General features: G+C 53.4%; 22 protein-coding genes and 1 pseudogene. 15 read left to right on the forward strand and 8 right to left on the reverse strand.

Going from position 1 to position 26207, the window contains the following annotated elements; translation table 11 throughout:
- Nucleotides 1-340: 340 nt before the first annotated feature.
- The 3 genes from MUU46_RS02340 to MUU46_RS02350 are packed head-to-tail and all read left to right on the forward strand — an operon-like array spanning nt 341 to nt 2906.
- Complete coding sequence (locus MUU46_RS02340; protein WP_258964662.1) at nt 341-1027, forward strand: D-lyxose/D-mannose isomerase; 687 nt, start codon at nt 341-343, stop codon at nt 1025-1027.
- Nucleotides 1028-1038: 11 nt separating this feature from the next.
- Nucleotides 1039-1899 (forward strand): ketose 1,6-bisphosphate aldolase, encoded by an 861-nt coding sequence (locus MUU46_RS02345; protein WP_258964663.1) that lies wholly within the window; start codon nt 1039-1041, stop codon nt 1897-1899.
- Nucleotides 1899-2906: a carbohydrate kinase family protein gene (locus tag MUU46_RS02350; RefSeq protein ID WP_258964664.1), complete on the forward strand. Its 1008-nt coding sequence runs from the start codon at nt 1899-1901 to the stop codon at nt 2904-2906. Before MUU46_RS02345 ends, MUU46_RS02350 begins: the two co-directional genes overlap by 1 nt.
- A 4-nt stretch (nt 2907-2910) precedes the next feature.
- On the opposite strand, the gene MUU46_RS02355 is transcribed toward MUU46_RS02350, so the two are convergent.
- On the reverse strand, nt 2911-3669 hold the full coding sequence (locus MUU46_RS02355; protein WP_258964693.1) for a response regulator: 759 nt from the start codon (nt 3667-3669) through the stop codon (nt 2911-2913).
- Between the two features lie 262 nt (nt 3670-3931).
- Between MUU46_RS02355 and fdhF the strand changes: the two genes are divergently transcribed.
- On the forward strand, nt 3932-6082 hold the full coding sequence (fdhF, locus tag MUU46_RS02360) for a formate dehydrogenase subunit alpha (protein WP_159759733.1): 2151 nt from the start codon (nt 3932-3934) through the stop codon (nt 6080-6082).
- Between the two features lie 56 nt (nt 6083-6138).
- Here fdhF and MUU46_RS02365 read toward each other — a convergent pair whose 3' ends face one another.
- Nucleotides 6139-8367, reverse strand: a complete 2229-nt coding sequence (locus MUU46_RS02365) for a glycosyl hydrolase family 18 protein (protein ID WP_258964665.1) — start codon at nt 8365-8367, stop codon at nt 6139-6141.
- A gap of 503 nt (nt 8368-8870) precedes the next feature.
- Here MUU46_RS02365 and acs point away from each other — a divergent pair.
- The 3 genes from acs (at nt 8871) to actP (ending at nt 13067) form a co-directional block, all read left to right on the forward strand.
- Entirely contained in the window at nt 8871-10829 is a 1959-nt protein-coding gene (acs, locus tag MUU46_RS02370; RefSeq protein ID WP_258964666.1) for an acetate--CoA ligase, read from the forward strand.
- A 277-nt stretch (nt 10830-11106) separates the two neighbouring features.
- Nucleotides 11107-11421: a DUF485 domain-containing protein gene (locus MUU46_RS02375; protein WP_258964667.1), complete on the forward strand. Its 315-nt coding sequence runs from the start codon at nt 11107-11109 to the stop codon at nt 11419-11421.
- Nucleotides 11418-13067, forward strand: coding sequence for a cation/acetate symporter ActP (gene actP / locus MUU46_RS02380; protein ID WP_159759741.1), 1650 nt, complete (start codon nt 11418-11420; stop codon nt 13065-13067). Before MUU46_RS02375 ends, actP begins: the two co-directional genes overlap by 4 nt.
- A 34-nt stretch (nt 13068-13101) precedes the next feature.
- Here actP and MUU46_RS02385 read toward each other — a convergent pair whose 3' ends face one another.
- On the reverse strand, nt 13102-13791 hold the full coding sequence (locus tag MUU46_RS02385) for an LrgB family protein (RefSeq protein ID WP_133462031.1): 690 nt from the start codon (nt 13789-13791) through the stop codon (nt 13102-13104).
- On the reverse strand, nt 13784-14194 hold the full coding sequence (locus MUU46_RS02390) for a CidA/LrgA family protein (protein WP_159759743.1): 411 nt from the start codon (nt 14192-14194) through the stop codon (nt 13784-13786). Before MUU46_RS02390 ends, MUU46_RS02385 begins: the two co-directional genes overlap by 8 nt.
- Nucleotides 14195-14296: 102 nt before the next feature.
- On the opposite strand from MUU46_RS02390, the gene MUU46_RS02395 reads away from it, so the two are divergent.
- The 8 genes and pseudogenes from MUU46_RS02395 (at nt 14297) to MUU46_RS02430 (ending at nt 20758) form a co-directional block, all read left to right on the forward strand.
- Nucleotides 14297-15184, forward strand: coding sequence for a LysR family transcriptional regulator (locus MUU46_RS02395; RefSeq protein ID WP_258964668.1), 888 nt, complete (start codon nt 14297-14299; stop codon nt 15182-15184).
- Between the two features lie 213 nt (nt 15185-15397).
- Nucleotides 15398-15877 (forward strand): Hcp family type VI secretion system effector, encoded by a 480-nt coding sequence (locus MUU46_RS02400; protein ID WP_258964669.1) that lies wholly within the window; start codon nt 15398-15400, stop codon nt 15875-15877.
- 42 nt (nt 15878-15919) lie between these two features.
- Nucleotides 15920-16780 carry a hypothetical protein gene (locus MUU46_RS02405; protein WP_258964670.1) on the forward strand — a complete coding sequence of 287 codons (861 nt, stop codon included), beginning with the start codon at nt 15920-15922 and terminating at the stop codon, nt 16778-16780.
- Between the two features lie 15 nt (nt 16781-16795).
- Nucleotides 16796-17248 carry a DUF1240 domain-containing protein gene (locus MUU46_RS02410; RefSeq protein ID WP_258964694.1) on the forward strand — a complete coding sequence of 151 codons (453 nt, stop codon included), beginning with the start codon at nt 16796-16798 and terminating at the stop codon, nt 17246-17248.
- A gap of 25 nt (nt 17249-17273) precedes the next feature.
- Nucleotides 17274-17531 (forward strand): annotated as a pseudogene (locus MUU46_RS02415) (LysR substrate-binding domain-containing protein); the annotation flags it as partial.
- 162 nt (nt 17532-17693) lie between these two features.
- A complete protein-coding gene (gene murQ / locus MUU46_RS02420) occupies nt 17694-18605 on the forward strand; it encodes an N-acetylmuramic acid 6-phosphate etherase (RefSeq protein ID WP_258964671.1) in 912 nt (303 codons plus the stop codon).
- 2 nt (nt 18606-18607) lie between these two features.
- A complete protein-coding gene (murP, locus tag MUU46_RS02425; protein WP_258964672.1) occupies nt 18608-20059 on the forward strand; it encodes a PTS N-acetylmuramic acid transporter subunit IIBC in 1452 nt (483 codons plus the stop codon).
- Nucleotides 20060-20398: 339 nt separating this feature from the next.
- Nucleotides 20399-20758, forward strand: a complete 360-nt coding sequence (locus MUU46_RS02430; RefSeq protein ID WP_258964673.1) for a hypothetical protein — start codon at nt 20399-20401, stop codon at nt 20756-20758.
- 328 nt (nt 20759-21086) lie between these two features.
- Here the strand turns inward: MUU46_RS02430 and MUU46_RS02435 are convergent, their stop codons facing one another.
- From MUU46_RS02435 to soxR, 4 genes are all read right to left on the reverse strand, one after another.
- Nucleotides 21087-22733, reverse strand: coding sequence for a Na+/H+ antiporter (locus tag MUU46_RS02435; RefSeq protein WP_159759753.1), 1647 nt, complete (start codon nt 22731-22733; stop codon nt 21087-21089).
- A gap of 137 nt (nt 22734-22870) precedes the next feature.
- On the reverse strand, nt 22871-24217 hold the full coding sequence (locus MUU46_RS02440; protein WP_159759755.1) for an NCS2 family permease: 1347 nt from the start codon (nt 24215-24217) through the stop codon (nt 22871-22873).
- Nucleotides 24218-24754: 537 nt separating this feature from the next.
- Nucleotides 24755-25423: a glutathione S-transferase family protein gene (locus MUU46_RS02445; RefSeq protein ID WP_159759757.1), complete on the reverse strand. Its 669-nt coding sequence runs from the start codon at nt 25421-25423 to the stop codon at nt 24755-24757.
- 266 nt (nt 25424-25689) lie between these two features.
- Complete coding sequence (gene soxR / locus MUU46_RS02450) at nt 25690-26151, reverse strand: redox-sensitive transcriptional activator SoxR (RefSeq protein ID WP_159759759.1); 462 nt, start codon at nt 26149-26151, stop codon at nt 25690-25692.
- Nucleotides 26152-26207 lie beyond the last annotated feature (56 nt).

Raw genomic sequence — 26207 nt, forward strand, 5'->3', positions numbered from 1 at the left:
CCAAATGGTCCCCTCTGCACTTTGAGGCGAAAGAGAAAACCAAACGGTCCCCTCTGCACTTTGAGGCAAGAGGGAAAACCAAACGGTCTCCTCTACACTTTGAGGTGAAAGAGAAAACCGAATGGTCCCCTCTGCATTTTGAGGCGAAAGAGAAAACCGAACGGTCCTCTTCCACTTTGAGCCGAGGGGGAAAACCAAATGGTCCCCTCTCCATTTTGAGGCGAAAGAGAAAACCAACTGGTCCCCTCCGCACTTTGAGGCAAGGGGGAAAACCGAACGGTCCCCTCTCCTCTATGGGGAGAGGGTTAGGGTGAGGGGGAAACACAGCGAAGGAGACCCAATGAAACGCTCCGAAATTAACAACATACTCGGCCAGACGCGGCAATTTTTCTCCATGCATGACATGCACCTTCCGCCGTTCGCCAGCTTTCCTCCGACGCAATGGCAGCAGCTTGACCCCGATACCTGGCACGAAGTGTTTGCCCTCAAACTCGGCTGGGACGTCACCACCTTTGGCGGCAACAATTTCGCCGCCCAGGGACTGACCCTGTTTACCTTCCGCAACGGCTCGCCAAACGGTATGCCCTACGAAAAGAGCTATGCTGAAAAAATCATGCACGTGCGCGACGGACAGGTGACGCCGATGCATTTCCACTGGCGTAAGCGGGAAGACATCATCAATCGCGGCGGCGGCAATTTGATTGTCGAGCTGTGGAACGCCAATACCCAGGAACAAACGGAAAGCAGCGACGTAACAGTGACGCTGGATGGCTGTCGTCAGACCCATGCCGCAGGCAGTCAGCTGCGCTTAGCGCCAGGCGAAAGCATTTGCCTGCCACCGGGGCTGTATCACAGCTTCTGGGGTGAGCCGGGCTTTGGCGACGTGCTGGTGGGCGAAGTGTCGACGGTGAACGATGACGAACACGATAATCACTTCCTGACGCCTCTCGACCGCTATAACAACATTGAAGAAGACGAGCCGGCCCATCTGGTGCTGTGCAATGAATACCGACTGTTTCGCTGCTGAAGGAGAATGCTATGCCGATGATTTCTCTTGCCGAAGGACTGGCCCACGCCCGGGAACACCACTATGCGCTGGGCGCGTTTAATGTGCTCGACTCGCATTTCCTGCGAGCCTTGTTTGCCGCAGCAGAGCAGGAGCGTTCGCCGTTCATCATCAATATCGCCGAGGTGCATTTCAAATATCTGTCGCTGGAATCGCTGGTGGAGGCGGTACGTTTTGAGGCCGCTCGCCACGACATTCCAGTGGTGCTGAATCTCGATCACGGCCTGCATTTTGAGGCGGTGGTGCGCGCCCTGCGCCTGGGCTTCAGCTCGGTGATGTTTGATGGCTCGACCCTCGACTACGACGAAAACATCCGCCAGACCCGCGAAGTGGTGAAGATGTGCCACGCGGTGGGCGTGTCGGTGGAAGCTGAACTCGGCGCAGTCGGCGGTGATGAAGGTGGCGCGTTGTACGGTCACGCCGATGAAGCCTTCTTCACCAACCCGGATCTGGCCCGCGAATTTGTCGACAGAACTGGCATTGATGCGCTTGCCGTCGCCATCGGCAACGCGCATGGCAAATACAAAGGCGAGCCGAAACTCGATTTCGCGCGCCTCGACGCGATTCGTCAGCAAACGGGTTTACCGCTGGTGCTGCACGGCGGGTCGGGCATTAGCGATGCAGATTTTCGTCGCGCCATTGAGCTTGGTATTCACAAAATCAATTTCTACACCGGCATGTCGCAGGCGGCGCTGGGCGCGGTTGAGCAACGCATGACGCAGCGTCAGCCGATTTATGATGAGTTTGCCGAGCTACTGCTGGGCATCGAAACCGCCATTACCGATACCGTCGCCGAACAGATGCGGATTTTCGGCAGCGCGGGGAAAGTCTGATGGAACGCCAGGGCATTATTGCCGCCGGAAATATGCTGGTTGATCACGTGCATCGCATCGTGCAATGGCCGGAGCGCGGCTGGCTGGCGGAGATCACTCACAGTGAACGATCCACCGGAGGCGCGCCACTGAACGTGCTGCTGACGCTGGCTAAAATGCGCAACCATATGCCGTTGCAGGCGGTGGGGCTGATTGGCGAAGATGCGGACGGCGATTACATCATGGCGATGCTCGACCAGTATCACGTCAATCGCCAGCACGTGCAGCGCACGTCGTTTGCACCGACGTCGATGTCCCAGGTGATGACTGATCCCGACGGGCAGCGTACCTTTTTCCATTCTCCCGGCGCGAACCGGCTGTTGGATCTTCCGGCCTTTGATCGGTTGGAAGGATCGATGAAGATCTTCCATCTCGGCTATTTGTTGCTGCTCGACAGCCTGGATCTGGCGGACAAAGAGTACGGCACGCGGGCCGCGCGGTTGCTGGCGCAGATGCGCGAGAAAGGCTACGAAACGTCGCTGGATTTGGTGTCACGCAAAGGCGACCCGCGTTATCAGCCGTTGGTGCGTCCGGCGCTGACTTATGTCGATTACTTAGTGATTAACGAACTGGAAGCCGGGGAGTTTAGCGAGCTGCCGATCCGTATCGAAAACGGTGAGCCAATAATCGACAACATCGCCCAGGCTGCGGCGCTGCTGCTGGCGGCAGGCGTGAAACAGCGGGTGGTTATCCATTGCCCTGAAGGCGCGTGGTGCGAAGCGCCCGGTGAGCCGGGCGAATGGGTGCCGTCCTGGCAGCTGGCGCAAAATGAGATTATCGGCAGCGTCGGCGCGGGCGATGCCTTTTGCGCCGGGTTCCTGTACGGTTGTCACGAAGGCTGGGCGCTGCGCCAAAGCGTGCAGTTGGCCCACGCCTGTGCGCGCGCCAGTCTGCTGTGCGCCAATGCGATTGACGGGGCGAAATCCCTTGATGAGTTGACCTTGTTTATCAGCGAAAACAGCGTGTGAGCCGTCAGAATTGCCCGGCGGCGCTGCGCTTGCACGGACCGACACCAGCCTCTGTCACATCAGCGGCGAAGACATAGCCCAGCCCACGCAGGGTTTTGATAAGCGTCGGCTGGTGCGGATTGCATTCTATTTTGCGGCGCAGGCGCATGATCAGCACGTCTATTGTCCGATCAAACACCTCGGTGCTTTCACTGTGAGTCAGCTCCAGCAGCTGTTCCCGGCTGAGCACGCGCCGGGCGTTTTGCGCCAGGGCCAGCAGCAATCCGTATTCGCCCTGGGTTAGCGCCACTGCGTTTTGCGTGGGGTCGAACAGCTCGCAGCGTTCGGTGTCGAGCCGCCAGCCGTTAAAGGTGATTCCGCCGCCCTGCCCGCTGCGCACGTCCACCGCCAGCGCACCGCTGCGGCGTAATACCGCTTTAAGGCGCGCCACCATAATCCGCGGGTTAAACGGTTTGCCGATATAGTCATCGGCGCCCATTTCCAGCCCGACCACCACGTCCGATTCGCTGCCCATTCCGGTGAGCATGACCACCGGTAACTCCGGGCGTATTTTCTGCACCTGCATCAGCACCTGCAGGCCGTTGATATCCGGCAGCATCATGTCGAGCAGCACCAGCGCGATATCTGGCCGCTGCGCCACCGTCGCTACGCCCTGCTGACCCAAATGGCACACCACCACGTCAAACACATGCTCGGCGAGCACATCCCGAAGGAGTTCGCAGATTGCCGTGTCGTCATCAATCACCAGTATGACCGGTTTCATCATCAGCCCCTGCTCTGAACGCCATGGAGTAAGTCTGGATGATTCTGGGGCGTGCTCCAGCCAATTCCAGCGCCGGGTGACGAATTTATAACCGCTGTCACATCCCGATGGCTTTCGACACGTCAAAACTGACGAGCCGCCCTCTTTCGTCAGCTGCGCCAACGCTGAAACCCGCCAATACCCATACCGTAAAGAGTGGCATAAAACCTGCATTAACGAGCGCTGAACGCATTTATGCGACTGTTAAACTGGAGCGAAACCGATGAAAAAAGTCGTCACGGTTTGCCCTTACTGCGCATCGGGCTGCAAGATAAACCTGGTGGTGGATAACGGCAAAATAATCCGGGCGGAAGCGGCGCAGGGGAAAACTAACCAGGGCACGCTGTGCCTGAAAGGGTTCTACGGTTGGGATTTTATCAACGATACCCAAATCCTCACCCCGCGCCTGAAAACCCCGATGATCCGTCGCCAGCGTGGCGGCAAACTGGAGTCCGTCTCCTGGGACGAGGCGCTGAATTATGTCGCCGACCGCCTGAGCGCCATCAAAGCCAAATACGGCCCGGACGCTATCCAGACCACCGGTTCGTCGCGCGGGACAGGGAATGAAACCAACTATGTGATGCAAAAATTTGCGCGCGCCGTTATTGGCACCAATAACGTCGACTGCTGCGCTCGCGTCTGACACGGCCCTTCGGTTGCAGGTCTGCACCAATCGGTCGGTAACGGCGCTATGAGTAATGCCATCACAGAGATTGATAACACCGACCTGGTGTTTATCTTCGGCTACAACCCGGCTGATTCGCACCCTATCGTTGCGAATCATGTGATTAACGCCAAACGTAATGGCGCGAAAATCATCGTCTGCGATCCGCGTAAAATTGAAACCGCGCGTATTGCCGATATGCATATTGCCTTAAAAAACGGCTCGAACATCGCGCTGCTGAACGCCATTGGCCATGTGATCATCGAAGAAAATCTCTACGACACGGCGTTTGTCGCCAGCCGTACCGAAGGCTTCGAGGAGTATCGCAAAATCGTTGAAGGCTATACGCCAGAATCCGTGGAAACGATAACCGGCGTGAGTGCGCAGGAAATTCGCCAGTGTGCGCGGATGTACGCGGGTGCAAAATCCGCCGCGATCCTGTGGGGCATGGGCGTGACTCAATTCTATCAGGGCGTGGAAACAGTGCGTTCGCTGACAAGCCTGGCGATGCTGACCGGCAATCTGGGTCGGCCAAGTGTTGGCGTTAACCCGGTTCGTGGGCAGAACAACGTGCAGGGTGCCTGCGATATGGGCGCATTGCCGGATACCTATCCGGGCTATCAATACATCAACAATCCGGCCAACCGCGAGAAATTCGCCAAAGCCTGGGGCGTGGAAAACCTGCCTGCGCATACCGGCTATCGCATCAGCGAGCTGCCACACCGTGCGGCGCATGGCGAAGTGCGCGCGGCCTACATCATGGGCGAAGATCCGCTGCAAACTGACGCTGAGCTTTCTGCGGTGCGCAAAGGGTTTGAAGACCTTGAGCTGGTTATCGTGCAGGACATCTTTATGACCAAAACCGCCTCGGCGGCCGACGTCATTTTGCCGTCCACCTCTTGGGGCGAACACGAAGGCGTTTATACCGCCGCAGACCGTGGCTTCCAGCGCTTCTTCAAAGCGGTTGAGCCGCAGTGGGACCTGAAAACCGACTGGCAAATCATCAGCGAAATCGCCACCCGGATGGGCTATCCGATGCACTACAACAACACTCAGGAAATCTGGGATGAGTTGCGTCATCTGTGTCCGAGCTTTACCGGGGCCACTTACGAAAAAATGGGTGAGCTTGGCTATGTAATGTGGCCGTGCCGTGATGAGTCAGACGCCGATCAGGGTACGTCGTACCTGTTCGCGGAGAAGTTCGATACGCCGAACGGTCTGGCGCAGTTCTTCACCTGCGATTGGGTCGCGCCTATCGATAAACTCACCGAAGAGTATCCGCTGGTGCTCTCCACCGTGCGTGAAGTCGGCCACTACTCCTGTCGTTCGATGACTGGTAACTGTGCCGCGCTGGCCGCCCTGGCCGATGAACCGGGTTACGCACAAATTAATACCGCTGACGCGGCAAGGCTCGGTATTGAGAACGAAGCGCTGGTGTGGGTGTCTTCGCGTAAAGGCAAAATCATTACCCGCGCGCAGGTCAGCGATCGCCCGAACGTCGGGGCGGTTTACATGACCTATCAGTGGTGGATTGGCGCCTGTAATGAGCTGGTCACGGAAAACCTAAGCCCGATAACCAAGACGCCGGAGTACAAGTACTGCGCCGTTAGGGTCGAGCGAATTACCGACCAGCCTGAGGCTGAGCAGTACGTTATTGATGAATATAATAAGCTGAAGTCCCGGTTACGAGAAAGTGCGCTAGGTGCGTAAAAAAAACGCCAGCCCGATATCGGTGCTGGCGTTTTCATTTTCTTAAATGACAACAGTTATTTGATTGTCAGTGTCTTAAGTACTTCCAGTTTTTTACTTTTTGCTGTAATGCCATCAGTACGTACAACGGAAACAACATCTCCTGCCTTCAGATCGCGGGCAATAGTCACCGTGGCTTTGGTGCTTGTTAGCTGACGACTCACGGCGCCATAGGATTTACTGGTTGAGGATGACCCAATATATTCCGAGTTGATATAGTAAGAAATCGTGCTTGCGCCGATCCAGGCAGGCCGGGCAATATCAATTTTCGTGGCCCAGTAAGATGTCTTTGTATAGCTGATATTCAGAATATCTTCGCTCTTTACAATATTCACCATATCCGCAGTGACGGTCATCGTTGCCAGTACCGTTTTGGCTTTATCATTGGTTTCGATAGTAAGAATATCACCCGCTTTCAAATAGTTAAGGGCTTTATCCATAACCAAATTGCCATTTGCATCTTCAGTCAGCTTGCAATCAAATGCATTGCCCTTAGAAACGGTACACGGATAATAATGCTGGCCGCCTAAAGGTTGAAGGTGCGCGACAATATCTTGTTTATGATACATGTCTTTATCTACCGTCAGGCTCATATGTGGATAGCCGTCTGCACCTCTGACAATGCTCAGTGATTTGACAAATTGCGGGTTAACATCAGCATCCAGTACTTTTCCAACCAGTTTGCCCAGTTCATAATCCGGAGTATCACCGCTGATATCCCAAATAATCGCACCACCAAACCCTTGCTGGTTAATATAATCCACTTTTTCACGCACGGACTGTGGATCATCATAGGTCAGCAGTTCTTTGGTTGCTGCATTGTACATATACGGTACGTGTGATTCGCTGTCCCAGTAACGGGTAAATCCGCCTTTAGACAGTTTATCTTTCAGCACATACCATGGGTTGGTACCGGTAAACTGTCCGACGTCATCCCACGCGCCCTTAACGGTTGCTGAGCCTTGTGCAAACAGACCTGGCAGGCCCGGGATAATCTGTGTTGGTTCAACATTACCCCAACCACGACCATAGAAAGGCACACCCATCAGCAATTTATTCTTCGGTACACGCCAGGTATTAACATATTCCTGCATGGTCGAGGACACGTTCAGCTTCTGATCGGCATCTTTGCTGTTGGCATAAAGCGGCGCATTATGGCCGGTGATCGGATCAAAGGCGCCGTGGATGTCATAAGCCATCACGTTAACGCTATCCAGCAGCGGAGCTGTCACTTCTGGGTTAATATACTGAATATTATTATGATTGGTCGTTACCGCAGACGAGAGCTGGTAATATTTGTCGTCTTTCAGGCCCTGAGCATCGAGCTTACTGCGCAGCATCTGGATCAGTGAGGTAAACTGGTTTTTCTCACTTTCAGTGTCCGGGTATTCCCAGTCGACATCAATGCCGTCGAATTTCCACTTCAGCATGTAATCAACCATGCTCTGCGCCAGACGCTCGGTACCTGCTGTCGTGGCCGTCGCAGCTTCAAACGCACCTTCAGCAGAGTTATCCCAGCCGCCGATGGAAATCATAAATTTCACGCCGCTCTGTGCCATTCGTGACGCCAGGTCTTTCATCAGCGAAGGACCTTTCTCACTATCGTGCAGCGTCACGACGCCATTTTTAACGACCGCAAAGCCGTAGTTTAAATGGGAGACCAGTTTGGGATTGACTTTATCCGGCGTGAAATTATTGTGCGCATCATAAACACCCCATTCCGGGAAATAGCCCACGACTTTACGCTGTTCAGCCACACTCTTTTTTTGATCCTGTTGATACTGTTGGGCGACGTCACCGGTCCACGGGGTGAAATTAAATGTGCCCAAAATATTCTGTTGCAGGTTTGTGGCTTCACCTTTCAGCCATACTGAGTTCACACCGGGTTTTTCACCGGGATTTGCCCACCACTGGTTGGTCCAAAAATACCCCTGATAACGTACGCGGGTATTGGCGGTACCATAAGACTGGCTCGCATCCCATGTCGGCGTGGTCATCACCTGAGGCAGCTGATTAGCGACAATAACGCTCTGAATGCCCGGGAAATTATTATTTACCCCGGTGTCAGTAGTTTCAAGCGCCAGCCAGGATTCCCCATTATCAATGGAGCGCATCATGGCGCTGCCATTGGTCCCTTCGAGGCGGTTGAGATCATCATTCGCGACCACTTGCGCAAAAGCTGCCGATGATGCACCTGCGGCCATAATACTGAGTCCAATCATCAGGCTGAGTGATTTTAATTTCATAATACAAATCCTTTATGTATTAACTACAAGGAAACACATTTATATAAAATATATCTAGAGGGTAAGACATGGCTGATATTAATCAACAACAATCCTTTTATCAATTCATCATGGCTATATGCCACAGACTTATAAATTACAATTCATTCATATAATGAATGTCTGCAAACTAAAATATCGCTATAATCTCTATAAATATGCCACTGCATAGCATAAAGAGCGAAACCTCATTACCATCTATTCATATTGTGAATTTTATAGATAGAAGATCTATTTCCGTTAATTATTAATTTAATTCTGATAAATTGAATAGGATAAATTTATTATTTAGTTTTTCGCGTAAGTGAGTTTGATAAATATCTCTCTCGCGGTTTCGGCAAGCCCATGTTCTTCCTGGTAATCAATGCGTGATCTGCCGCCCAAAGAGCGAACAAAATCACCACTCACCTCACGCTTAACACTATATTGACATATTGATAACAAAGTGCAGGGAGAAAAAAAGCATGAGCCAAATACACAAACATTCTATTCCCGCAAACATTGCGGAAAATTGCCTGATCAACCCGGAGCAGTATGCCGCGAAGTACCAACAGTCGGTGAGCGATCCTGACGCCTTTTGGGGCGAGCAGGGAAAAATCCTCGATTGGATGAAGCCCTATCAGAGCGTTAAAAATACCTCTTTCGCCCCCGGTAACGTCTCAATCAAATGGTACGAAGACGGCACCCTGAATCTGGCGGCGAACTGCCTCGACCGTCATCTGGCCGAGCGCGGCGATCAGACCGCCATCATCTGGGAAGGCGACGACGCCACCCAGAGCAAACACATTTCCTACAAAGAACTGCACGCCGACGTGTGCCGCTTCGCCAACGTGCTGACCGAGCTCGGCATAAATAAAGGCGATGTGGTGGCGATTTACATGCCGATGGTGCCTGAAGCAGCAGTGGCGATGCTCGCCTGCGCGCGTATTGGGGCTGTACATTCAGTCATTTTCGGCGGCTTTTCACCGGAAGCCGTCGCCGGACGCATTATCGATTCCAGTTCGCGCCTGGTGATCACCGCCGATGAAGGCGTGCGCGCAGGCCGTTCCATTCCGCTGAAGAAAAACGTCGATGACGCGCTGAAAAACCCGAACGTCAACACCGTGGAACACGTAGTGGTCCTGAAACGTACCGGCGGGACTATCGCCTGGCAGGAAGGCCGCGATCTGTGGTGGAACGAGCTGGTTGAAAAAGCCAGCGATAAGCATCAACCGGTTGAAGTTGGCGCGGAAGACCCGCTGTTTATCCTCTACACCTCCGGGTCTACCGGCAAACCAAAAGGCGTGCTGCACACCACCGGCGGCTATCTGGTGTATGCGGCGAGCACCTTCAAATACGTCTTTGATTACCATCAGGGCGATATCTATTGGTGCACCGCCGATGTGGGCTGGGTCACCGGTCACAGCTATCTGCTGTACGGCCCGCTGGCCTGCGGCGCGACCACGCTGATGTTCGAAGGTGTACCGAACTGGCCGACGCCTGCGCGCATGAGCCAGGTGGTCGACAAACACAAAGTGAACATTCTCTACACCGCCCCGACCGCTATTCGTGCCCTGATGGCCGAAGGCGATAAGGCAATTCAGGACACCAATCGCTCTTCTCTGCGCATTCTCGGTTCCGTGGGCGAGCCTATCAACCCGGAAGCCTGGGAGTGGTACTGGAAGAAAATCGGCAACGAAAAATGTCCGGTGATAGACACCTGGTGGCAGACCGAAACCGGCGGCTTCATGATCACTCCACTGCCGGGTGCGACCGAGCTGAAAGCCGGCTCCGCGACGCGTCCGTTCTTCGGCGTACAGCCAGCGCTGGTCGATAACGAAGGCAACGTACTGGAAGGGGCGACCGAAGGCAACCTGGTGATCACCGATTCCTGGCCGGGCCAGGCGCGCACGCTGTTTGGCGATCACGACAGGTTCGAGCAGACCTACTTCTCGACCTTCAAAAACATGTACTTCAGCGGAGACGGCGCACGCCGTGACGAAGACGGTTATTTCTGGATTACGGGCCGCGTTGATGACGTACTGAACGTGTCCGGCCACCGTCTGGGCACCGCAGAGATTGAATCAGCGCTGGTGTCACATCCGAAAATCGCCGAAGCGGCGGTGGTCGGCATTCCGCACAGCATTAAGGGCCAGGCGATTTATGCCTACGTCACCCTGAACCACGGCGAAGAGCCGAGCGCGGAACTGTATACCGAAGTGCGTAACTGGGTGCGCAAAGAGATTGGCCCACTGGCGACACCGGACGTGCTGCACTGGACCGACTCGCTGCCGAAAACCCGCTCCGGCAAAATCATGCGCCGCATTCTGCGCAAAATTGCCGCCGGGGATACCAGCAACTTTGGTGATACCTCAACGCTTGCCGATCCGGGCGTGGTGGAAAAACTGCTCGAAGAGAAGCAGTCCATCTCAATGCCTTCTTGATGTGATGTGCCCCTCGCTTTTTCAGGCGAGGGTCGGGTGAGCGGATTGAGCCGTACATTATTCCTCTCACCCTAACCCTCTCCCTTTAGGGGCGAGGGAACAGTACGGTGCTTTTACATAAAAACAATACCTTACCTCCCCAATGGATTTCGTGACGCAGGCGGGCGGCAAGCACGACACTCCCCAACAGCATAGAACACTATGTGGCTGGGGCGACCGTGTACAGCCAACGCACCTGCGCCGTGAAAGACGAAGGGGAACCTCTGGAGACGCGGTGATGAATCAAGATATTTGTCAGCAGATAGAAAACAGTGCGCATTTCAGGGAGCTCGTCGAAAAACGGCAACGGTTTGCCACCCTCCTGTCGATCATCATGCTGGTGGTCTACGTCGGTTTTATTCTGTTAATTGCTTTTGCGCCCGGCTGGCTCGGTACGCCGCTGCATGCGGGCACCAGCGTCACGCGCGGCATTCCCATCGGGATTGGCGTAATCATCATTTCTTTCGTGCTTACCGGCGTGTACGTCTGGCGGGCAAACGGTGAATTCGACCGGCTGACGACGGCCGTTCTGCGTGAGGTGAAGACTCCATGAAAAAACGACTGACGGCGCTGGCCACCTTGCTGCCGCTGGCGGCGAACGCTGCCGATTCCATTAGTGGTGAAGTGCAGCGCCAGCCGACCAACTGGCAGGCGATCATCATGTTCCTGATTTTTGTGCTGCTGACGCTGTACATCACCTACTGGGCCTCTAAACGCGTCCGCTCGCGTAACGATTACTACACCGCAGGCGGCAATATCACCGGTTTCCAGAACGGGCTGGCGATTGCCGGAGACTTTATGTCTGCGGCGTCATTCCTCGGTATTTCCGCGCTGGTGTATACCTCCGGCTACGACGGCCTGATTTACTCTCTCGGCTTCCTCGTCGGCTGGCCGATTATCCTGTTCCTGATAGCCGAACGCCTGCGTAACCTCGGGCGCTTCACCTTCGCCGACGTGGCCTCGTATCGCCTGAAACAAGGGCCGATTCGTGTTCTGGCGGCCTGCGGATCGCTGGTCGTCGTGGCGCTGTATCTGATTGCACAGATGGTCGGCGCCGGGAAACTCATCGAACTGCTGTTCGGCCTGAACTACCACGTCGCCGTGGTGCTGGTCGGCGTGCTGATGGTGATGTACGTCCTGTTCGGCGGCATGCTGGCAACCACCTGGGTACAAATCATCAAAGCGGTCCTGCTGTTGTTTGGCGCCAGCTTTATGGCATTTATGGTCATGAAGCACGTGGGCTTCAGCTTCAATAACCTGTTTACCCAGGCGATGGCGGTTCACCCGAAAGGCGCGGCGATCATGAGTCCGGGTGGACTGGTGAAAGACCCGGTTTCTGCACTGTCGTTAGGGTTGGGCCTGATGTTCGGCACTGCCGGTCTGCCGCACATTCTGATGCGTTTCTTCACCGTCAGCGATGCACGTGAAGCGCGTAAAAGCGTGTTCTACGCCACCGGATTTATGGGTTACTTCTACATTCTGACCTTCATCATCGGTTTTGGCGCGATCATGCTGGTCGGGGCGAACCCGGCGTTTAAAGACGCGGCGGGCCAGCTGATTGGCGGTAACAATATGGCGGCGGTGCATCTGGCCGATGCGGTAGGCGGCAACCTGTTCCTCGGCTTCATTTCAGCCGTGGCATTCGCCACCATTCTGGCTGTCGTTGCGGGTCTGACGCTGGCAGGCGCTTCTGCAGTGTCCCATGACCTTTATGCCAACGTGTTCCGTAAAGGCGCGTCCGAACGCGATGAGCTGCGGGTGTCGAAAATCACCGTGCTGATCCTCGGGGTGGTCGCCATTCTGTTGGGGATTTTGTTTGAGAAGCAGAATATCGCCTTCATGGTTGGCCTGGCGTTCTCGATTGCTGCGAGCTGCAACTTCCCGATAATCCTGCTCTCGATGTACTGGTCGAAACTGACGACGCGCGGGGCGATGATTGGCGGCTGGTTGGGTCTGCTAACGGCGATTGTGCTGATGGTTCTCGGCCCGACCATTTGGGTGCAGATCCTTGGCCACGAAAAAGCCATCTTCCCATATGAGTACCCGGCGCTGTTCTCCATCGCCGTGGCATTTATCGGGATTTGGGTATTCTCCGCCACGGACAACTCCGAAGCCGGAATGCGCGAACGCGAGCTGTTCCGCGCGCAGTTTATTCGTTCTCAAACCGGGATTGGCATCGACCAGGGCCGGGCACACTAAGCACTTTATCCCCGGTCTTCCGGCCGGGGATGTCTCAGAACATCGCCCACGCAACTAGCGGCGCACACAGTACCATCGTGACGCCGGAGAGCATCATCACCAGGCTTGCAATCACCCCTTCCTGCGGGCCAAGTTCGTAGGAACGCGCAGTGCCTGCTCCGTGTGATGCGGCACCAAAGCCTGCGCCTTTAGCCATGCCTTCGCGAATGGCGAGACGCAAAAACAGCATATCGCCAACTGCCATGCCAAACACACCGGTAATCACCACGAATAGCGCCACCAGCTCCGGCTGCCCGCCGAGCGGTTTCGCAGCGGCGAGCGCAAACGGCGTGGTAATTGAACGCACCGCCAGGCTACGCTGAATTTCATCCGACAATGTAAACAGGCGTGCCAGCCAGACCGAGCTGCACACCGCCACTACGTTGGCCGTCACAACACCCGCGCTGAGGGACATCCAGTGGCGTTTGATCACCGCCAGATTGTCATACACCGGTACCGCAAAGGCGATGGTCGCCGGGCCAAGCAGCCACAGCAGCCAGTGCGCTTCGCCCATGTAATTCTGATAAGAGATGTGGCCGAACACCAGGATCAGCACCAGTAACAGCGGGGTGAACACCAGCGGCATCAGCGGCAGTTTGCGAAAGCGGCGATACAGGCGTTTGTTGGCGTAATAAAGTCCGAGGGTAACAGCCAGACATAGCAGGCTTAACGCAAGACTATTCACGATTCATCCTGCTTAGCTCGTAGCGATACACTTTATCGACCACCCAGGCGGTCGCGCCGAGGACCATCAGCGTACTCAATGCAATCACCAGAAAAATGCGCCAACCGTCGACCATCAGCAGTTGCGCGTAATTCACCACCGCCACCACCGCCGGAACGAAAAACAACAGCATCTCCGCCAGCAGCCAGCGCGAACCGGCGCGTACCCAGTTGAGCGGCAAAATACGGCAGACAATCAGCGCCAGCATCAGCACTAAACCGACCAGATTGGCAGGCAGCGGAAGATGGCCCCACGCCACCAGATATTCCGCCAGCACAAACAATCCGGCGTACAACACCACCTGCACCGGGACCTGAAGATGGTGCAGGACAGCAGGCGTTACGCGCCCTAAGGCCACAGCCATGAAAGGAATTCCTGAAAAAGATGAAGGCGCTCAGTATAGAGAACCGCCGAGTGTGACTGAAATGAATTAAAATCATTGAAGGTATAGTTTCGAGGAATAATCATGGACATAAGAACGCTGCGCTATTTCGTTGAAGTGGTCCGGCAACAGAGCTTTACCCGTGCGGCAGAGAAGCTGTTTGTCACACAACCTACCATCAGTAAGATGTTGAAAAATTTAGAAGATGACCTTAACTGTACGCTGCTCATCCGCGACGGGCGCAAGCTGCTGCTGACCGATACCGGACGCGTGGTGTTTGAGCGTGGCCTGGCGATCCTGGCCGAATTCCGCCAGTTGGAAGCGGAACTGAGTGATATCAATCACCTGCAAAAAGGGCTACTCCGTCTCGGAATTCCTCCAATGGTTGGCATGTTAATGGCCGGCCCAATCAGCTTGTTTCGCCAGCGCTACCCCGGGGTGGAACTCAAAATTGCCGAATTCGGTGGCCTGACAGTGCAACAGGCAGTGATAAACGGCGAGCTGGATGTGGCGATGACTGCCCTGCCCGTGGATGAAGAAAGCGGCCTGTCGACGATGCCGTTGTTCAGCCATCCGCTGTGCGTGCTGGTGCCGAAATCTGGCGAATGGCTACACGTTGATTCCATTAGTCCGGAACAGTTAGCCGCGCATCCACTGCTGATTTATAACGAAGATTTTGCGCTCAGCCGCCAATTGATGACCTTATTTGCCGAGCACGACGTGAAACCGCGCATTGCCGTTCGCAGCGGCCAGTGGGATTTTCTGGCGGCGATGGTGCAGGCGGGCGTTGGTGTGGCAATTTTACCGGAACCGATTTGCCAGCGGCTCGACAAAAATACCCTGCGCTGGATCCCGCTCGACAGCAAGCTGCACTGGCAATTGGGCATGATCTGGCGCGAAGGCACCTACCTTTCGCATAGCGCCCAGGCCTGGCTCCAGTGCTGCGAAGGATTTTGGCTGCCAGAAAACTAGTTCCATTGTCGTCAAACTGTTCTGATGTAATAAACGGCAGAACGTTTGACGAATTCTCTGCTTTAGCCAAATAATTCCCTCACCTCCACGTATTTATTGTACTTGAGACAAGAAAATTAAAATAATGAGATTGATACGACAAATTTAAAGATGCCACCTCTATATTATATTTATCGATATAATAAATCAGGCGAATGTTTCTCAAGGACTAATATGTCACACTTATCATGGATGACCCTCACGGGGAATTTACAAGGCCGCATATCGGTAAATTGTGGTTCAAGAAACTCCATCGGCAATAAATCTCAGGTCAGCCATCTAGATCAGATCATGATTTATGGTCTTAATCATAAAACTGAAAGGCAGCAAAACGTTAACCACCACGAAATGCAAATTATTAAACCCATTGACCGTTCATCACCTCTGTTAAATAAAGCCATAAATGATAATGAACAACTGGAGTGTGAAATTTACCTCTACAGGGTCAATCCATTGGGGCTACAGGAGGCTTATTACAAAATAAAACTTATCAAGGCACATATATCTCATATAGAAACCATCGTTCCCCACAATATTATTGAAAATGGGAATGAAGCACAGGAACGAATTTCATTTATCTATGAATCGATAAGCTGGAAACATTGTATGGCCAGTACCAGTGCTTACAGCCTGTGGGAAGACAGGATTTTCTAACGGATGAAATGGCAATAATGAGTATTGTAGATAAGGAATAACATGTTTTTACGTAATGGCGACTTCAGCGAGTTTCAGGCAGACGCACTGTCAGGCGAAAACGTCTGGACCTCAATGAATCCCCTTCAGCGCGATATGGATTTCATGAATGGCGGCCCTATCGTCAAAAGTCACGCCATCCTGCTTCTCACTCTTGAAGAAGCCGAGCAGGTTGTGGACGACCTCATGGGTGGCATCGATAGATTTTTCTCCTACACTGCAGCACCAGGCAATATGAAAGATGGTCTGAATGCCTTTCGTAACCTCTCGAAGCTGACCACCTGGTACAACCCGGCTCAGCAGCTGGTGTTTAATTTAAATATCCTTAAGGTACGGGCCATTGAGTACAAAGTCGGCGGTAAATCCTATATTAAAATCACTGGGTACCCTGGTCTGCGACGCATTCTGACTGGTACCCGTTATGCGTCAAGTAACCCACAGATGCTCGAAATGGCGATCGGCAGAATCGGCATCAAAAACAGCATAACTATCGGCACGAAATACTGTATTTATGCCTCACTTGCCTGGCGGGCGATCGAGCTTATTTTTAAATCGGATTACCATCTGACTGATTTCCTGGTTGATGTCAGTATGGATGTGGTGAAAATTTTGGTTTCGAGTGTAGTGATTGGTGTTGCCGCTGGGCTCCTGACATTAATCAGTCTTCCGATAGTATTTACTACCACAATCTTAGTTTTCGTCGGTATTGGATTAAATATTGGACTAAATATTACTGATGATAATCTTGAGTTATCTCAAGCCCTGAAAAATAACATCAGGCATGAACTTCGGTACAGAGGTTACATTGAGCTGCGTAAGAATATGTTTGATAGCCTGCATTCCAACTCTTTATTAAGATACTAAAAAAATGGAAGTGTCATGATAAACCTTGAACTAATAAAAACAAAACTCATATGTATTTTCGCTCTATTTTTTTTCTCCTCATTTTTCTACGTAATTATTTGTGGATTCCCCATGAGGCAATTTAAATCAATTTTGGCATGGGGCGATATAATTGAATACAGCAAGGCAGCAATAATGTGTATTTCCGGATTGCCACTATTTTTAATAGTGATGATTTTTTTCTGCGCTGCTTTATTCCACAAAGGAAGTAAAATACTTCAATTCCCAGTTTCATTGCATTTTATCACATCAGTGATTGCAGTTGCCTCATTGGCTCTAGGGATAGCTTGCACAGTGATATTTTGGATCGTAATCAACTTATCAAATTATACATTATGTGATTTGCCAAATACTAAGTCATTTGCTTACTTTGCCCGAGATCCTGCCATGTGCCAAGCCATCCATTCCAAAGGATTTTGGGGCGAGTAATACACATACATACATTACACTATGCCATGACGTGAAACCGCGCATTGCCGTTCGCAGCGGCCAGTGGGATTTTCTGGCGGCGATGGTGCAGGCGGGCGTTGGTGTGGCAATTTTACCGGAACCGATTTGCCAGCGGCTCGATAAAAACACCCTGCGCTGGATCCCGCTCGACAGCAAGCTGCACTGGCAATTGGGCATGATCTGGCGCGAAGGCACCTACCTTTCGCATAGCGCCCAGGCCTGGCTCCAGTGCTGCGAAGGATTTTGGCTGCCGGAAGACTAGTTACACTCCGCCTGCATGTTTTTGCCCTTTCCCTATCGCTCATTTGCCGGTGCAGACTGCGTCCGATCACAGATTAGGATCTGGGATAAAATATTACTTCTTACATCAATAACTGGAATATATTATTCCAAATTATAGAGAACGCAATTCATCGAGGTCGTTATGAAAATTGATTTATCCGCACTGGCTACAGAGAGCCGCAACCAGGCAAGTGAGAACATTGACACCCTGTCGACGCTGGAGATGCTGAAAGTCATTAATGCAGAAGACCAAAAGGTCGCGTTGGCGGTTGAAGAACAGCTGCCTGCCATCGCCAAGGCCGTCGATGCAATTACGCAAGCTTTTGCCTGCGGCGGACGCCTGATTTACTGCGGCGCGGGCACCTCGGGTCGCCTCGGTATTCTGGACGCAAGCGAATGCCCGCCTACCTACGGCACGCCACGCGAAAGGGTGGTTGGCCTGATTGCGGGCGGTAAAACCGCCATTTTGCAGGCGGTCGAAAACGCCGAAGACAGCCCACACATGGGCGAGCAGGATCTGCGTGATTTGGCCCTGAACGAACGCGACGTGGTCATCGGCATTGCGGCCAGTGGGCGCACACCCTATGTGATTGGCGCCCTGAACTACGCACGCAGCGTGGGTGCGACCGTCGGGGCTATCGCCTGCAACCGTGGCAGTGAAATTGGCAAGATTGCCGACATCGCCATCGAACCTATGGTCGGCCCGGAAGTCGTTACCGGCTCTTCACGCATGAAAGCGGGCACCGCCCAGAAACTGGTACTCAATATGCTCACTACCGGGGCGATGATCCGTTCCGGCAAAGTGTTCGGCAACCTGATGGTCGATGTGGAAGCCACCAATGCCAAGCTGCTGCAGCGCCAGGTGAACATCGTGGTACAGGCGACCGAATGCGATCCGGCGACGGCGGAAGCTGCGCTGAACGCCTGCGATCGTCATTGTAAAACCGCCATTGTGATGGTTCTGGCGGGCGTCAGCGCCGCCGATGCCAGCGCGATGCTAAACAACAACAACGGCTTCATTCGCAGCGCCCTACAGGGCATCGGGAGCAAGTAATTATGGCGAAGATAACCGGCTCGATGATCGAGCAACTTCTGCGACTGACGGGAGGACCGACGAACATCAGTGTGTGTGGCAACTGCATGACGCGCCTGCGCCTGACGCTGGTCGACCGTGATGCCGCCGATATCGCACAGCTCAAAGCGGTGCCCGGCGTCCTCGGCGTTATTAACGGCGACGACCAACTGCAAATTATCCTCGGGCCGGGTAAAGCGCAAACTGCCAGCGAAATGATGAATGACCTGCTGAAATCAGAGGGGGCTGAAACCGCTGTACCAGCGTCAGTCGCCGACCTGAAAAACCAGGCCAGTCAGAATAAAGCGAAGATGAAAGGCAAGCAGAACAGCGCGGTACATAACTTTTTGACCAAGTTTGCCACCATCTTTACGCCGCTAATTCCAGGCTTTATCGCTGCGGGCCTGTTGCTCGGTATCGCGACGCTGTTGCAGCAAATTTTCATCAACGACAGCGCATCACCGGCGACCTGGCTCGTGGACATGACGGCCTACATGAAGGTGTTCAGCATCGGCCTGTTCACCTTCCTCAGCATTCTTATCGGTTTCAATACCCAAAAAGCGTTTGGTGGCTCGGGCGTGAACGGAGCCATCATCGCTTCTCTGTTCATCTTGCGCTATGTGCCGGAAGGCACCGTCGGCTATTACGCGGGAATGCAGGACTTTTTCGGGCTGGTTATCGACCCTCGCGGCAACATTATTGGCGTTCTGCTGGCCTGTATTCTCGGGGCGTGGATTGAGCGCCAGGTGCGACGCTTTATTCATGATTCACTGGATATGATCCTGACATCAGCCATTACACTGCTGATTACCGGAGCCATCACTTTCACGGTGATTATGCCGATTGGCGGCGAGCTGTTTAAAGGCATGTCGTGGTTGTTCCTTCACCTGAACGGCAACCCATTTGGCACCGCACTGTTGGCCGGTCTGTTCCTGATAGCCGTTGTGTTCGGCATTCATCAGGGCTTTGTGCCTGTGTATTTTGCGCTGATGGACGCTCAGGGCTTCAACTCCCTGTTCCCGATTCTGGCGATGGCCGGTGCCGGACAGGTTGGTGCGTCACTGGCGCTGTACTTCCGCGCCAAACACGGCTCGCTGTTACGCACCCAGATTAAAGGCGCCATCTTCCCAGGCCTGTTGGGGATTGGCGAACCGTTGATTTACGGCGTGACGCTGCCCCGCCTGAAACCGTTCGTGACGGCCTGTCTCGGCGGTGCGGTGGGTGGCTTCTTCATTGGTCTGATTGCGTGGCTGGGTCTGCCCGTGGGCCTGAACACCGTCTTCGGCCCGTCTGGCCTGGTGTCGATTCCACTGATGACCTCTGCACAGGGTATTTTCGCCGGGATGGCAGTCTACGTGGCGGGGATCCTGATTTCGTATCTTGCAGGTTTCGTATTAACCTGGTTCTTTGGCAGTAAAAACGTCGATCTACAATAACGATACCAAGGACCCCTCTCCTCTTTAAACCGCCTTCCATGAAGGCGGTTTTTATGTTTTGGCCCATCGTCCCGCAAAGTGAGTTAGGGCTGTCGTTTTCTCCATGACGCCCGTTCCGGCACTGATTATCGGCAAAAAGTGTGATGGAGATCAAAAAGCCATTATGAGGATTAATTATCCTTCGTGACACCATTTGCAGCAGTAAGACTTTTCTTACGCAAATAATAACGGTCGATAATCGAAGCTTATTTTATTGATCCTTACTGTCTGTTTCCCTGCTTTCTTGTAAGCCCTGTCATTCATTTTGCTTGATGGGTATACAGTTTAAATGAGGATTACATGCGCTATTTATTACTATTATTATTACCGATTGCGCTGGCAGGGTGTGCAACGGTTTCAACCACAAAGACAATTCAAGTTACGCCACAACCGGGTCTCGACCATATCGTCATTAATAGCAATGCAACCGCCCGTTGCAAAGACATTTTCTTTATCATCTCCTGTAAAGTAAACCTCGAGATGATGCCTGTCGGCGGGATGGACACCTCAACACAAACCGTGGCTCTGGCAACCACCCCCTCGGTTGTAACAGAGACGACAACCTCACGGCTTGAAGAACTGGATAAATTAAAATCACAGGAACTGATCAGTTCAAGAGAATATAACGTTAAACGCAGTGAAATTTTGAGAGGCTTGTAATGAGAAAGCTCGGTTATATGACATTAGCGATTGCCTCACTGTTATTACAAGGCTGCGTCAATATTGGCACTTCGAAATCGGTCGCTATTCCAGTGAGTCCAACGCAAAAAAGTGTCATGGTCACCAGCACCGCAACGGTTCACTGCAAAGATTACATTTTATTCTTCAAATGTAATATGGATATCAATACCCAACCGATGTAGCAGAAGGTCTGCCACTCTTTGGCCTGCCTCTCTCCCTGGTTTTCACGAGATCGAAAACAAAAACGCCTGATATCAATTCAGGCGTTTTGCTATCAACAACCGTTCACCGGTGAGTGAACAGAATATTATTGGTCTTCAATCAGCAGCGCTTCCAGCAAATCGAGATCGTGCAGGAGCTTTTGCAGCGTTTCATTACTGATTTGCCGGGTAGCGCGCAGATGGTAAAGCTCACCACGCTCGGAGCGCAGCGCCGCCAGTCGAAAACGGCGCTCAAGACTCTCTTCCAGCATCGTGGTTTCCACATCTTTTCGCCCGTCCGCCCGACGCCGCAGGTTACCGATCACGCGTGAACTCACCTCAGTGAGCAGTTGGTTATCGATATTCTCTTTGGTGTCTGCCGCCAGGCGCTCTTCCATTTTCTGGATCGCGACAATCGCAACATCAGCCGTTGCCGCGCGGGCCAGACGCTCCTCTTTATGCTGCTGGGAATGGTCTGGGATCTCAATATGCTGCAGCAATGTTGGCAGCATCACTACACCCACAAACAGCGAGAACAAAATAACGCCCGCTGAGAGGAATACCAGTTCATAGCGAGCCGGAAAGACATTGCCGTCGGGCAGTAACAGCGGAATAGACAACACACCTGCAAGGGTGATCGCCCCACGCACGCCTGCAAATGAGGCAATCAGTAACTCGCGCGTACTCCAGCTCCCAAACTCCATCGGTTTCTTTTTCAGGAAGCGCAGGCTGAAGCGCTGCATGGTCCACAACCAGCCAAAACGCACCAGCATCAGCGCGGCATAAATCAGTAGAACATCGGCGAACAGCATCCAGGTCTCGACGTTTGGATCGGCTTCTGCGGCCACCAGCGAGGTTTCGAGTATTCCTGGCAACTGCAGGCCCAACAGCAGGAATACCATGCCGTTAAACACAAACTCCAGCATTGCCCAGGTACTGTTGGCACGCAGACGCATGGCCAGCGGCGCAGTACGCATCACGCCGGAACGGGTGATGGTCATCCCGGCGGCAACGGCTGCCAGAATGCCCGATACGCCGATGTGTTCGGCAATCAGGTAAGACGCGAAGGGCAACAGGAACAACAGCACAATTTGTGTCGCTGGCTCATCACCACCCCAGCGGCTGAGGAAACGCAGCGAACGACCGTACGACCAGCTGACAATAAACCCGGCCAGGATGCCGCCGGTCGCCACTTTGACAAACTCAAGCGCGGCCCCACCGACGGTGAACACCATCGTGCCCATCACCACCGCAACGGCGAATTTGAGTGACACCAGGCCGGACGCATCATTCATCAATGCCTCGCCCTGCAAGATGCCCATGATTTTTTTCGGGATGCGCCCTTCACCAACAATACCGGACAGTGCCACGGCATCGGTTGGCGACAGCACAGCCGCCAGCGCAAACGACGGGATCAGCGGAATACCGGGTACCACCCAATAAATCAGGAAGCCAATGCCGACCACCGTTATCAATACTAACGCCAGCGCAAGACCAAAAATCTCTCGCCCATGTTCAAGAAATTCACGCGTGGGCGTCTTCCAGCCGTCAGCAAACAGCAGCGGCGGAATGAACAAAACGAGGAACAGTTCCGGATCAAACTCGACGTGTAAGCCGAACGTCGGCCACGCAAGCATCGCGCCGATACCAATCTGCATCAGCGGCAGTGGAACCTGAAAAGGGAGGACGCGGGTGATGACCCCGGAAAGGGAGACCACAAGGGTCATGATCAGTATTGTGAAGAAAATTTCCATGCTATCCCTGTTTGCGATGTCTTATTACTGAACCTCATATAATACGCTCTCAAGCTTATCGCAAAGAACGGCAGGATGTGCCCTAAAAAACAAAACGGGCGGCAAACGCCACCCGTTTTTTACTGCGCTGACCTGGCTTAAATCGCCCAGCCACCCGCATAGAAGGCCACCAGTGCCAGGGCGATAACCACGGTACCGATATTGAGCTTACGCCACTCACCCGATACGATGCGGCCAATCACCAGCGTGGCGAAACCAATCATGATGCCGGTCACGATGTTACAAGTCAGGACGATGAGCACCGCAGTGATAAGCCCAGCCATCGCGTCGACAAAATCACCGAAGTCGATTTTCGCTACGTTGCTCAGCATCAGCAGGCCAACGTACATCAGCGCCGGGGCAGTTGCGTAGGCAGGCACCAGATAAGAGAGCGGGGCCAGGAACAGGATCAGCAGGAACAATACGCCGACGGTGATGGCTGTCAGGCCAGTTTTACCGCCAGCGGCAGTACCGGCTGCAGATTCGATGTAAACCGCTGCAGGCGCAGCACCCACCAGACTAGAGAATACGCTGCTCAGGGAGTCAGTGGTCAGCGCTTTGCCGCCGTTGATGATCTGCCCATCTTTATCCAGCAGGTTTGCCTGACCGGCGACTGCGCGGATGGTGCCCGTGGCGTCAAACACCGCAGTCATCACCAACGCCAGCACGCTTGGCAGAACAACCGGATTCAGCGCGCCCATGATATCGAGGCTGCCAATGAGCGAATTCCCGTGCTCGTCGCTGAGAGAAGGCATGGCGAAGATACCGGAGAAATGCACGGTCGGATCGAAAATCAGCCCGACAACGGACACACCAACGATAGTCAGCAGAATGCCGCCCGGCACCTTCAGCTTTTCCAGACCGATAATCACCGCCAGGCCAATCAGCGACATGATAACAGGGAAGCTTGCGAAGTGACCGAGAGTCACTGGCAGGCCGTCCAGCGGGTTTTTGATAACCAGACCAACGCCGTTCGCTGCGATCAGCAGCAGGAACAGACCGATACCAATGCCGGTGCCATGCGCAACACCCTGCGGCAGGTTGCGCAGGATCCAGCTACGAATGCCGGTGGCGGAAATGATGGTGAACAGTACACCCATCAGGAATACCGCACCCAGCGCCACAGGAATGCTGATCTGCTGACCAAGCACCAGGCTAAAAGCGGTAAACGCGGTCAGCGAGATGGCGCAGCCAATCGCCAGCGGCAAGTTCGCCCACAGGCCCATGACCAGAGAACCGACACCCGCCACCAGACAGGTCGCCACGAAAACGGCCGCCGGTGGGAAGCCCGCTTTACCGAGCATACCCGGTACGACGATAACGGAGTACACCATTGCCAGGAAGGTGGTTAAACCGGCAAGGATCTCCTGGCGTACGGTGCTGCCACGAGCTGAAATTTTGAACCAGGCGTCCAAACCGCCGGTACGCGCTGAAGGCGTAGACATAGAAAACATCCCCTGAGAATTTTTATCATTCGTCCGTCCGCGTGATGGACAATCCACTGCCAGCCAAGCGTTATACACAACATCATTCAGATGCCATGTACTTTTCCCTGTGCGATATCGCGACGAAGGGGGGTCGCAAAAAAAGCAAACGATTAGCTTCACGCAAACAAAAACGGTGTGCAATGTAACCTGCTCCTGTCCTTCACGGCGGAACAGATTTTTACCGCATGGATTTCGGGTTGCATTGCGGCGGCAATTGCGCGAATCCCCAGGAGCATAGATAACTATGTGACCGGGGTGAGCAAAAACAGCCAACAAAAAGCGACCCAAAAAACATCGGTAAAAAAAGGCAAACGATTATCTGGCTTTTATACTGCCCTTTTCAACTGATGTTTATGCCATTTCACTAATTTTCCCTTATGACGGCGAAGAAATAGACAACGTGTGCGCAAACGTTATCGTCCATGCGCAATCTGCTAACATTTTTGCGAACGTTTGTTTTCATTTCGCCGGGTCATCGGTTTTTGTGATGATGAATCAGCTGCCGGGAAAATCAAGTGGGCCGCCCTGTTGAATGGCTCTCTGCCAGGCAGGACGGTTTTCAACGCGTTTTGTCCACGCCGTCAGATTCGGCAGTGCTCCCTGTCCTCCACGCGCCATTAATGCCATCGCCGGATAGCTCATCTGAATATCGGCCATAGTGAGCTGCTCCCCGGCAAACCAGGTGTTTTGCGCCAGGTGCGCTTCAATAAACGCCGCATGAGTTGCCAGCTGTTTATTGAGATATCCCTTTTGCACGCCCTGCCCCAGCAGTTTTCCCACCGTTCGCAGACCCATTGGCACCGGCGGTTTACCGAGGTTAGCAAACACCAGTTTCATTAACAGGAACGGCATCAGTGAGCCCTCGGCGTAATGCAGCCAGAAACGGTACTGAATACGGTCCTGCGGGTTCAGGGGTTTTAGCGTTTGTCCGGGATCGTGCGTCTCCTGTAAATATTCCAGAATTGCGCCCGACTCGGCGAGGATCAGACCGTCATCCTCCAGCACCGGTGATTTACCTAGCGGATGCACTTTTTTCAACGCCTCAGGCGCCAGCATCGTCGGCTCGCGCTGATAGCGCACTATCTGGTAGGGCAATTCCAGTTCTTCTAAGGCCCAAAGCACGCGCTGGGAACGCGACAAATTAAGATGATGCACCGTCAGCATGGCGGTCTCCTGTGAGTTGTTCAAAATAACTATAGGAACTGTGGTGAAAGGCGCGAAAAATTTTGGCGAAATAATCGTCATTCCCGCTGGCGAAACTCGAGTTGCGACTTACAATTAAAGTGTCAGTACAAACCGGAACCTCCAACCACTTTTGATCCAATGAGGCGTGCTGATGTCGGGGGAAACCCTCCTGTGAACCAACGGGATAGAGAGAAAGACAAAGACCGGAAAACAACTAAAGCGCCCAATTGTGGCGCTTTAGTTTTTTAATCGTTATCGTCCGGGAAGTGTGCGCCAGGCCCCTTCTCGCCGAGCATATCGCCCGGGTTACGTAGCGGACAGTCACGATGCGACAGGCAGCCGCAGCCGATGCAGCCATCAAGCTGATCGCGCAAAGCGACCAGCGTGTGGATACGATTATCCAGCTCTTCGCGCCACTGTGACGACAGCTGTTTCCATGCCTTGGGGCTCAGGTTATGCCCTTCTGGCAGCACGCCCAACGCATCGCTGATGGTCGAGAGCGGAATGCCTATTCGCTGGGCAATCTTGATAATCGCCACATAGCGCAGCACATCGCGACGATATCGACGCTGGTTGCCATCATTACGCGTACTCTCTATTAATCCTTTGCTTTCATAGAAATGTAGCGCCGATACGGCCACGCCACTACGCCTTGCCACTTCGCCCGGCGTCAGTAGCGTTTTAATACGAGGAGATCTCTTTTCCATAAAGCACTTTACCTCAAGTTAACTTGAGGAATTATACTCGCCCGCAGACGAATCGA

This window comes from Scandinavium tedordense, assembly GCF_024764965.1.
GTDB classification, from domain to species: domain Bacteria; phylum Pseudomonadota; class Gammaproteobacteria; order Enterobacterales; family Enterobacteriaceae; genus Scandinavium; species Scandinavium tedordense.

Excerpts from the sequence above, each read along its gene's own strand:
- MUU46_RS02340 (WP_258964662.1), top strand. The coding sequence starts at position 341 with ATGAAACGCTCCGAAATTAACAACATACTCGGCCAGACGCGGCAATTT.
- MUU46_RS02345 (WP_258964663.1), top strand. The coding sequence starts at position 1,039 with ATGCCGATGATTTCTCTTGCCGAAGGACTGGCCCACGCCCGGGAACAC.
- MUU46_RS02350 (WP_258964664.1), top strand. The coding sequence starts at position 1,899 with ATGGAACGCCAGGGCATTATTGCCGCCGGAAATATGCTGGTTGATCAC.
- MUU46_RS02355 (WP_258964693.1), bottom strand. The coding sequence starts at position 3,669 with ATGAAACCGGTCATACTGGTGATTGATGACGACACGGCAATCTGCGAA.
- MUU46_RS02365 (WP_258964665.1), bottom strand. The coding sequence starts at position 8,367 with ATGAAATTAAAATCACTCAGCCTGATGATTGGACTCAGTATTATGGCC.
- acs (WP_258964666.1), top strand. The coding sequence starts at position 8,871 with ATGAGCCAAATACACAAACATTCTATTCCCGCAAACATTGCGGAAAAT.
- MUU46_RS02375 (WP_258964667.1), top strand. The coding sequence starts at position 11,107 with ATGAATCAAGATATTTGTCAGCAGATAGAAAACAGTGCGCATTTCAGG.
- actP (WP_159759741.1), top strand. The coding sequence starts at position 11,418 with ATGAAAAAACGACTGACGGCGCTGGCCACCTTGCTGCCGCTGGCGGCG.
- MUU46_RS02390 (WP_159759743.1), bottom strand. The coding sequence starts at position 14,194 with ATGGCTGTGGCCTTAGGGCGCGTAACGCCTGCTGTCCTGCACCATCTT.
- MUU46_RS02395 (WP_258964668.1), top strand. The coding sequence starts at position 14,297 with ATGGACATAAGAACGCTGCGCTATTTCGTTGAAGTGGTCCGGCAACAG.
- MUU46_RS02400 (WP_258964669.1), top strand. The coding sequence starts at position 15,398 with ATGTCACACTTATCATGGATGACCCTCACGGGGAATTTACAAGGCCGC.
- MUU46_RS02405 (WP_258964670.1), top strand. The coding sequence starts at position 15,920 with ATGTTTTTACGTAATGGCGACTTCAGCGAGTTTCAGGCAGACGCACTG.
- MUU46_RS02410 (WP_258964694.1), top strand. The coding sequence starts at position 16,796 with ATGATAAACCTTGAACTAATAAAAACAAAACTCATATGTATTTTCGCT.
- murQ (WP_258964671.1), top strand. The coding sequence starts at position 17,694 with ATGAAAATTGATTTATCCGCACTGGCTACAGAGAGCCGCAACCAGGCA.
- murP (WP_258964672.1), top strand. The coding sequence starts at position 18,608 with ATGGCGAAGATAACCGGCTCGATGATCGAGCAACTTCTGCGACTGACG.
- MUU46_RS02430 (WP_258964673.1), top strand. The coding sequence starts at position 20,399 with ATGCGCTATTTATTACTATTATTATTACCGATTGCGCTGGCAGGGTGT.
- MUU46_RS02435 (WP_159759753.1), bottom strand. The coding sequence starts at position 22,733 with ATGGAAATTTTCTTCACAATACTGATCATGACCCTTGTGGTCTCCCTT.
- MUU46_RS02440 (WP_159759755.1), bottom strand. The coding sequence starts at position 24,217 with ATGTCTACGCCTTCAGCGCGTACCGGCGGTTTGGACGCCTGGTTCAAA.
- MUU46_RS02445 (WP_159759757.1), bottom strand. The coding sequence starts at position 25,423 with ATGCTGACGGTGCATCATCTTAATTTGTCGCGTTCCCAGCGCGTGCTT.
- soxR (WP_159759759.1), bottom strand. The coding sequence starts at position 26,151 with ATGGAAAAGAGATCTCCTCGTATTAAAACGCTACTGACGCCGGGCGAA.